Raw genomic sequence first — 7,077 nt, 5'->3', positions numbered from 1 at the left:
GCAGGTCCCGCTGCCCCGCCAACGCGGCCTCGATGCCGTCGAGGAACCGCTCGGTCGAGCGCAGGACCAGCGCGGACGCGACCCCTCGCCGGTCGCCGAACTCGCTGTAGAGCGTCTGTCTGCTCACCCCGAGCCGCGCCGCGAGCTCGGGCATCCCGAACCGCCCGGCGACGACGAGCTCCTCGGCCACGTCGAGGGCGTCGGCACGCAGCTGGGCGCGGGCACGGCGGACCATGGGACGCATCCCCGCATCCTGGACAGCTCACCGTCAACCGTCAACGATCTGGACACATCTGTCTGATCTGTCTACGGTCGGCCGCATGGCCATCGTCGACCAGGTCCGTGCCGATCTCCGGAGCCGGTACTCCTCCGTGCTCACCCTCCCGCTGCCCGGCGCGGTCGACCGCGCGCTGGGCGAGCCCGGCGCCCCGTCCGCCTACGGGCCGGTGCCCGCGGGCGCGAAGGAGATCCCCGGCGACTTCGGCCTGCCCGTGCTCGGCCACACCCTCGGCTACGTCCGGCTCGGCAGCGACCTCACCCGGCGCCGCACCGAGCGCTACGGGCCGGTGTGGTGGATGGGCGGGCCGTTCGGCCGGTCGATCGTGGTCACCGGGCCCGAGGCGACCCGCGAGGTGCTGGTCAACCGGGACAAGGCCTTCTCGCAGGAGGGCTGGCGGTCGATGATCGACCGGTTCTTCCACCGCGGCCTGATGCTCCTGGACCTCGACGAGCACAAGGCGCACCGACGGATCATGCAGGAGGCGTTCACCGCGCCGCGGATCGCGAGCTACGTGGAGCAGGCCGCGCCCGTCGTGCGGGCGGCCGTGCCCACCTGGTCCGGGCGGATGCGGCTGTACCCGGCGCTCAAGCAGATGACCCTCGACGTGGCCGCGCGGGTGTTCATGGACGCCGGACCCCAGTCGCAGGAGATCAACCGCGCGTTCGTGGACTGCGTGCGGGCGGCGAACGCCTTCGTGCGGCACCCGTTGCCGGGCACCCGCTGGAGGAAGGGGCTGGCCGGGCGGGCCACGCTGGAGAGGTGGTTCCGCGAGGCACTGCCCGCCAAGCGCGCCACGCACGGTGACGACCTGTTCAGCGCCCTCTGCCACGCGACGACGCCGGAGGGCGAGACCTTCTCCGACGCCGACGTCGTCAACCACATGATCTTCCTGATGATGGCCGCGCACGACACCTCGACGACCACCACGGCGTCCGCGGCCTACCACCTCGGCCTGCACCCGGAGTGGCAGGAGAGGGCCCGCGCCGAGTCGCTCGCGCTGGGCGACGGGCCACTGGGCGTCGAGGAGCTGAGGTCCCTCACCACCCTGGACCACGTGGTGTCCGAGGCGCTGCGGCTCGACGCGCCGGTCCCCGTCGTCCTGCGGACGGCGGTGCGGGACACGCAGGTCGCCGGGTACCACGTGCCCGCGGGCGCGCGGGTGACCGTGGCACAGGCGGTGAACCACTACGACCCGACGTGCTGGGCGGAGCCCGCGGTCTTCGACCCCGACCGGTTCGCCGCCCCGCTGAAGGACCGGGACGCGTTCGTGCCCTTCGGCGGCGGTGTGCACAAGTGCATCGGGCTGTACTTCGGGCGCTACGAGGTGATGACGATCCTGCACGAGATGCTGCGGACGCACCGCTGGGAGTCCGAGCCCGGACTGCGGTGGGACAACACCTCGCTGCCGGTGCCCGTCGGCGGGATCCCGGTGCGGTTCACGGCTCGGCCCGCTCAGGGATAGGCACCGGCCCGCTTGAGCGTCCGCATCACCGGCGCCGTCTCCACCTCGCCGATCATGGGCAGGGCCCCGATCCGCTCGGTGAGGTAGCGGTACAGGTCCCGCTGGTCGCGGCAGATCGCGGAGACGACGAGGTTGCTGCGGCCCGTGGTCGCCGCGCAGAAGGCGACCTCGGAGTGCGCCGCGATCGCCCGGCCCGCCTCCGCGAGGTGCGCGGGCGACACGGTGAGCCAGAGGCGGGAGTAGGCGTGGTAGCCGAGGAGGTCGTCGGGCACGTCGACGTCGAAGAACAGCAGGCCCGCCGCCCGCAGCGCGTCGATCCGGCGCCCGACGGTCGACTCCGACCACCCGGTCGCCGCGGCCAGCTCCGCGAGCGGGGCGCGGCCGTCGCGGGACAGCACGCGCATCAGTGGGCGGTCGGCGTCGGTGAGGTCGGTGGCCTCGGGGCCGCGCAGGACGGGCCGCAGGGCGGCGATCTCCGCCTCCGGGAGCACGCGCAGGCCGTGGAACACGTCCGGGCCGCCGCCGAAGGTGTGCAGGATGCCGTGGGCGGTGATCGAGACGACGGGGGCGGTGCGCTGCAGGCGCTGCAGGATCAGCTCGTCCCGCTCCTCGGGTGACCAGGCCTGCACGCTCGCGCTGATCTCGGTCCCGCCGGAGAGCAGCTGGACCCAGCGGGTGTCCTCCCGGCGGGCCAGCGCGTGCGCGATCTCGGTCGCGCTGCCGGGCTGGCAGTGCATCCGGATGATCCACTGGGCCCCGCCCAGCCGCAGGCCGTCGGCGGCGCCGACCAGCCTTACCCGGTCCGTCTCGCGCAGCCGCGCCCACCGCCGCGCCACGGTCCGGTCCGACACCCCGAGCACCTCGCCGATCCGCGCGAACGGCGCCCGGCCGTCGACGGCGAGCGCGTGCAGGATCCGGCGGTCGAGGTCGTCGATATCCATCAGTACAGGGTATCTCGTGTCGGATTCCTGCACCGATGCCGTCGTGGCTGCGCATCGAGGCCCGACGAGGGCGATTCTCGTCGCATGACTTCTCGCTGGTGGCCGCTCGTGGCCATCTGTCTCGGCTCCTTCATGCTGCTCCTCGACGTCACGATCGTGACCGTCGCCCTCCCCGACATGGCCGCGGACCTGCAGGCCTCGTTCACCTCGCTGCAGTGGGTCCTCGACGTCTACGCCCTCGTGCTCGCCGCCCTGCTGCTCGGTGCGGGCTCGCTGGCGGACATCGTCGGGCGGCGGCGGGCGTACGTGGTGGGGCTGGCGCTGTTCGCGCTCGGCTCGCTGGCCTGCGGGCTCGCCCCCTCCGCGGGGGTCCTGATCACCGCCCGCGGGGTGCAGGGCATCGGCGGCGCGCTCATGTTCGCCACGACCACCGCCATGCTCAACGCGACCTACGCAGGCCGCGACCGCGGCGTCGCGTTCGGGGTGTGGGGAGCCGTCAACGGGGCGGGCTCCGCGCTCGGTCCGCTGGTCGGCGGGCTGCTCACCGAACACGCGGGCTGGCGGTGGATCTTCCTGGTCAACCTGCCCGTCTCGGTCCTGACCGTCGCGCTCACCCTCGCCGTGTGCGCGGAGACCCGGCGCCCCGGGGTGCGGGTCGACGTGCCGGGGATCCTGTCCTTCACCGTGTTCGCGGGGTCGCTGACCTACGCGCTGATCCGGGCGGGCGAGGACGGCTGGGGCGCCGTGTCCACCGTGTCGTTCCTGGTCCTGGCGGTGGTCGCGATCGCCGTGTTCCTCGCGGTCGAGCGGCGCGTGGAGCACCCGCTGCTGGACCTCGCGCTGTTCCGGTCGACCTCGTTCGCGGCCACGATCGTCGCCGGGCTGCTGCTCATGGCCGCCGCGTTCGCGATGCTCGCCTACACCTCGGTGTGGATGCAGGGCGTGCTCGGGCTGACGCCGATCGAGGCCGGGCTGGCGTTGCTGCCGATGGCCGCGTGCTCGTTCCTCGTGTCCGCGGTCGCGGGCCGCGCCCTGCAGGGGATCTCGCCGCGCTGGACCGTCGGGATCGGGATGGTGCTGATCGGCGTGGGGTCGGCCCTGCAGGGCCTGGTCCGCGCGGACTCGACGGCGTGGATCCTGGTCCCCGGGCTCGCCGTCGTCGGGATCGGGGTGGGGCTGGCGATCCCGACGCTGACCGCCGCCGCGATGTCCGCCGCTCCCCCGCAGCTCGGCGGCATGGTCGCGGGCACGCTGAACACCGCGCGGCAGCTGGGGTACGCGCTCGGCGTGGCGGTGCTGGGGCTGGTGTTCCGGTCCGCGATCGCCGCGCGGGTCGACGATCCGGCGCTGGTCGGGGCGGCCGCCTCCGGTCAGGCGCCGCGGCTGCCGATGGTGCAGGAGGCCGTGGCCGCGGGCCTGCGGGACGGGTACCTGGTCGCCGGCATCGCGGGGATCCTCGGCGGTGTGCTGGTCCTGGCCCTGGTCCGCCCCGCGGTCCGGCGCCCCGAGGTGGCCCAGCCCGCTGCGGCATAGTCTGCTGCGCATGACCGACGGCATGACCGACGGGCGGGAGGCGCGGGCGACCGGGGCGGCCGAGACCGGGGCCGGGATCGCGGCCTCGCCGTTCCGGGTGGACCGGGACCGGATCGCGGCGTCGCCGTTCTTCGCGCGGCTCGCGGGCGTCACGCAGGTGGTGAGCCCCAACGGGTCCGGGCTGCTGCTGCACAACCGGCTGACGCACTCGCTGCAGGTCGCCCAGGTCGCGAGGGCCGTCGCAGAGCGGCTCGGGACCGAGTTCGGGCCCGAGGTGGACAAGCTCGGTGGCTGCGACCCCGACGTCGTCGAGGCCGCCGCGCTCGCCCACGACCTCGGCCACCCGCCGTTCGGACACCTGGGCGAGCAGGTGCTGGACCGGCTCGCCCGGGAGCGGCTCGGCCTCACCGACGGATTCGAGGGCAACGCCCAGAGCTTCCGGATCGTCACCACGATCGACCTGCACGGGCCCGGCCGGACCGGGCTGGGCCTGACCGCCGCCGTCCGGGCCGCGGTCCTGAAGTACCCGTGGACCCGGCACAGCTATCCGGAGCCGCACCCGAGCACCGCGGACCTGCCGCCCCGCGGGGGTGGCGGCACCGACGGCTCCGCCAAGTTCTCCGCCTACCTGACCGAGCTCGGCGAGCTGCGGGAGGCACGGGAGCCGTTCCCCGTCGGGCCGTGGCAGCAGACCGTCGAGGCCTCGGTGATGGACACCGCGGACGACATCGCCTACGCGATCCACGACGTCGAGGACTTCCACCGGGTCGGTGTCCTGCAGCAGGCCGGGGTGGCCGCCGAGCTGCGCGGGTGGGAGGCCGGGGTCGCCACCGCGGCGGGCGGTGCCGCACCGCACGCCGGTCCGGGGTCCGCCCTGGACCGGCTGCGCCGCCGGATGGCCGAGCGCGACGGCTGGGTCTTCTCCGACGAGGCGTTCGCCGCCGCCGTCGCACGGGTGCGGTCCGAGCTGGTCGACGGCCTGCTCGCCGTCCCGTTCGACGGCTCGATGACCGCCGAGCGCGCCGTCGCCGAGTTCTCGGCACGCTGGACCGCCCGGCTCGTCGGCGGGATCCGGGTTCTGGCCGACCCGCCGGTGCGGGCGGCGCACGTGGTGCTCGGCACCGAGCAGTGGCACGAGGTGGCGGTGCTGAAGTTCGTCCACCAGCAGTTCGTGCTGCGCCGCGCCGACCTCGCCTCGCACCAGCGCGGGCAGGCGACGGTCGTGACGGGCCTGGTCGGCGCCCTCCACGAGTGGCTCGCCGACGCCCGCTCCCCCGCCGCGCCCGCGCTGCCGCCGCGACTTCACGACCTGGTCGAGCTCGCCCGTGCCGAGTACGCCGCCCTGGCCGACGACGGCGTGGTCGCCGCCGCCCAGGTCGGTGACCTCGCCCGTGGCCGGGCGGTCGTGGACTACGTCGCCTCGCTGACCGACGCCCAGGCGGGCGCCCTGCTCGACGTCCTCACCGGCCGCTCCGCCCGGCTGTGGACCGATGCGATGGCGCTGTAGGACCGCGTCAGAGCGTGAACGCACCGCCGACGAAGCGGCGGCCCGCCTCCTCCCGCTCCGGCGGGCCCGCGGTGAGCCCGGCGGCGTACACCTCGGCGTCGTCCACGGGGTGGTAGCCGATCGCCGCCCCGCCCTCGAGCGACCAGACGCGGCGGGTGTTGGCCGAGATGCCCCAGACCGTGCGGAAACCCGGCTCCTCGCAGGTCAGGGCCGCCTCGACGAGCCTGGCGCAGTCGTTCGGGGAGAGCCAGGTGGCCAGCCCGCGCAGGTCGTGGGGCTCGTCGAAGCAGCTCCCGATCCGCAGGCACACGACGTCCATGCCGTGCCGGTCGTGGTACAGCGCACCCAGTGCCTCGCCGAGCACCTTGCTCACGCCATAGAAGGTGTCGGGACGCGGCGGCAGGTCGTCCGGCAGGTCGGGGGCGGTGGGCACGAACCCGACCGCGTGGTTGCTGGAGGCGTAGACGACCCGTCGGACACCGGCCCGTCGAGCGGCCTCGAACACGCAGTACGTGCCCTCGATGTTCGTGTCGCGGATGCGCTCCCAGCTGGCCTCGCCGGAGATCCCGCCCAGGTGCACCACGGCGTCGACCCCGGCGCACGCCTCCACCATCGCCTCCAGGTCCGTGACGCTCGCCGCGATCCCGCCCGGCACCGGCTCGACGTCCAGCAGCCGCAGCTCGTACCCGGACAGCCGCTCGCGCAGCATCCGCCCGATCCGCCCGGCCGCACCCGTGATCAGTACTCGTTCCACGCGTCCGATCCTGGCAGGGTGGGCGGCATGCTCGTCGCCGGCGTCGACTCCTCCACCCAGTCCTGCAAGGTCGTGGTCCGGGACGCGGAGTCCGGGGAGCTCGTGCGCTCCGGGCGCGCCACGCACCCGGACGGGACCGAGGTCGAGCCGAAGCACTGGTGGGCGGCGCTGCAGCAGGCGCTCGAGCAGGCGGGCGGGCTGGGGGACGTCGCCGCGGTGAGCGTGGCGGGCCAGCAGCACGGCATGGTCTGCCTCGACTCCTCGGGCGAGGTCGTGCGGCCCGCGCTGCTCTGGAACGACACCCGTTCCGCCGCGGCCGCCGCCGCCCTGGTCGACGAGCTGGGCGCGCAGGCCTGGGCCGACGCCACCGGCACCGTGCCCGTCGCGTCGATCACGGTGACCAAGCTGCGGTGGCTGGCCGAGCACGAGCCTGCCCACGCGTCCCGGGTCGCCGCGGTGTGCCTCCCCCACGACTGGCTCACCTGGCAGCTGCGCGGCGGCCGCGACCTCGACGCCCTGGTCACCGACCGCTCCGACGCCTCCGGCACCGGCTACTTCGACGCCTCGGCCGGGGAGCTCGGCGAGTACCGCCGCGACCTG

General features: G+C 74.5%; 7 protein-coding genes. 4 read left to right on the top strand and 3 right to left on the bottom strand.

Going from position 1 to position 7,077, the window contains the following annotated elements:
• A partial coding sequence (locus H5J29_RS15615) for a TetR family transcriptional regulator (protein WP_181781691.1) occupies window positions 1–244 on the bottom strand: 244 nt, incomplete at its 3' end.
• A gap of 76 nt (window positions 245–320) precedes the next feature.
• On the opposite strand from H5J29_RS15615, the gene H5J29_RS15610 reads away from it, so the two are divergent.
• Complete coding sequence (locus tag H5J29_RS15610; RefSeq protein ID WP_181781690.1) at window positions 321–1,742, top strand: cytochrome P450; 1,422 nt, start codon at window positions 321–323, stop codon at window positions 1,740–1,742.
• On the opposite strand, the gene H5J29_RS15605 is transcribed toward H5J29_RS15610, so the two are convergent.
• Window positions 1,733–2,683 (bottom strand): Lrp/AsnC family transcriptional regulator, encoded by a 951-nt coding sequence (locus H5J29_RS15605; protein ID WP_181781689.1) that lies wholly within the window; start codon window positions 2,681–2,683, stop codon window positions 1,733–1,735. The two genes, H5J29_RS15610 and H5J29_RS15605, sit on opposite strands and share 10 nt — an antisense overlap.
• A gap of 84 nt (window positions 2,684–2,767) precedes the next feature.
• Between H5J29_RS15605 and H5J29_RS15600 the strand changes: the two genes are divergently transcribed.
• Together H5J29_RS15600 and H5J29_RS15595 are read left to right on the top strand one after the other, a co-directional pair.
• Entirely contained in the window at window positions 2,768–4,216 is a 1,449-nt protein-coding gene (locus H5J29_RS15600; protein ID WP_181781688.1) for an MFS transporter, read from the top strand.
• A 10-nt stretch (window positions 4,217–4,226) separates the two neighbouring features.
• A complete protein-coding gene (locus H5J29_RS15595) occupies window positions 4,227–5,723 on the top strand; it encodes a deoxyguanosinetriphosphate triphosphohydrolase family protein (RefSeq protein WP_220187460.1) in 1,497 nt (498 codons plus the stop codon).
• A gap of 7 nt (window positions 5,724–5,730) precedes the next feature.
• Here the strand turns inward: H5J29_RS15595 and H5J29_RS15590 are convergent, their stop codons facing one another.
• On the bottom strand, window positions 5,731–6,477 hold the full coding sequence (locus H5J29_RS15590) for an NAD-dependent epimerase/dehydratase family protein (protein ID WP_181781687.1): 747 nt from the start codon (window positions 6,475–6,477) through the stop codon (window positions 5,731–5,733).
• Window positions 6,478–6,504: 27 nt separating this feature from the next.
• Here H5J29_RS15590 and H5J29_RS15585 point away from each other — a divergent pair.
• Window positions 6,505–7,077, top strand: a 573-nt coding sequence (locus H5J29_RS15585; protein ID WP_246393914.1) for an FGGY family carbohydrate kinase, incomplete at its 3' end; no start/stop codon positions are given.

Origin of the sequence: Pseudonocardia pini (genome assembly GCF_013870575.1) — a bacterium.
Taxonomy (GTDB): Bacteria; Actinomycetota; Actinomycetes; order Mycobacteriales; family Pseudonocardiaceae; genus Pseudonocardia; species Pseudonocardia pini.
This window is presented reverse-complemented; position numbering and strand designations above follow the sequence as displayed.

What these genes read in the sequence shown, in the direction of transcription:
- H5J29_RS15605 (WP_181781689.1), bottom strand. Translation starts at nt 2,683, where the DNA reads ATGGATATCGACGACCTCGACCGCCGGATCCTGCACGCGCTCGCCGTC.
- H5J29_RS15610 (WP_181781690.1), top strand. Translation starts at nt 321, where the DNA reads ATGGCCATCGTCGACCAGGTCCGTGCCGATCTCCGGAGCCGGTACTCC.
- H5J29_RS15595 (WP_220187460.1), top strand. Translation starts at nt 4,227, where the DNA reads ATGACCGACGGCATGACCGACGGGCGGGAGGCGCGGGCGACCGGGGCG.
- H5J29_RS15600 (WP_181781688.1), top strand. Translation starts at nt 2,768, where the DNA reads ATGACTTCTCGCTGGTGGCCGCTCGTGGCCATCTGTCTCGGCTCCTTC.